Raw genomic sequence first — 971 nt, 5'->3', positions numbered from 1 at the left:
TTTCATTAAAGAACTGGTTCTTAAGTTGCCAGAGGGCGAGAACGTTGACTTTCGCGCTGGTGGTTATGTTCAGCTTGAGTGTCCACCTCACGAAGTTGATTATAAAAACTTTGAAATTCAAGACGAATATCGCGAAGACTGGGATAAATTCAACTTGTGGCAGTATAAGTCAATTGTTAAAGAAGACGTTATACGAGCTTACTCAATGGCAAACTATCCTGAAGAAAAAGGGCTTGTTAAGTTCAACATTCGTATCGCTTCGCCTCCTCCAGGAACGAACCACCCTCCAGGGATAATGTCATCTTACGTATTCAATCTTAAGAAGGGCGATACCATCGATGTTTACGGGCCATTTGGTGAGTTCTTTGCTAAAGATACTGACAACGAAATGGTATTTGTTGGTGGCGGTGCGGGTATGGCCCCGATGCGTTCACATATTTTTGATCAGCTTAAGCGACTTGAGTCTAAGCGTAAGATGTCATTCTGGTATGGTGCTCGAAGCTTGAGAGAAATGTTTTATCAGGACGAGTATGACAAGCTAGCAGAAGAAAATGAAAACTTTGTATGGCATGCTGCGTTATCTGATCCGATGGAAGAAGATAACTGGAAGGGTTACACCGGGTTTATTCATAATGTTCTATATGAAAATTACCTCAAAGACCATCCAGCACCAGAAGATTGTGAGTACTACATGTGTGGGCCTCCAATGATGAACGCAGCTGTTATTCAGATGCTTAAGAGTCTAGGTGTTGAAGATGAGAACATCTTACTCGATGACTTTGGCGGTTAATCTCGTCTAGTTATATTTCTAGTTACGCCAGCCCTGAACAAGGCTGGCGTTTTTCGTTTACAGCGGTTTTTATTTATTGTGTTTAGATTTTCTATTTTTTTGGTTTTGATGCTCGGCCTAATGGCGTGCGGCCAACCTCATCCAGACCGACTTCAATATTCTTTAAGTGGTTCGACGATGG

The 971-nt window shown here is 42.0% G+C and carries 1 protein-coding gene; it reads left to right on the top strand.

The genetic code is table 11. The annotated features are described in order from the left end of the window. Positions 1-790: NADH:ubiquinone reductase (Na(+)-transporting) subunit F (gene nqrF, locus A3756_RS12275; protein WP_068553595.1), on the top strand; the 790-nt coding region annotated here is incomplete at its 5' end. Between the last annotated feature and the right edge of the window lie 181 nt (positions 791-971).

Source organism: Oleiphilus sp. HI0086 (assembly GCF_001635225.1).
This window is presented reverse-complemented; position numbering and strand designations above follow the sequence as displayed.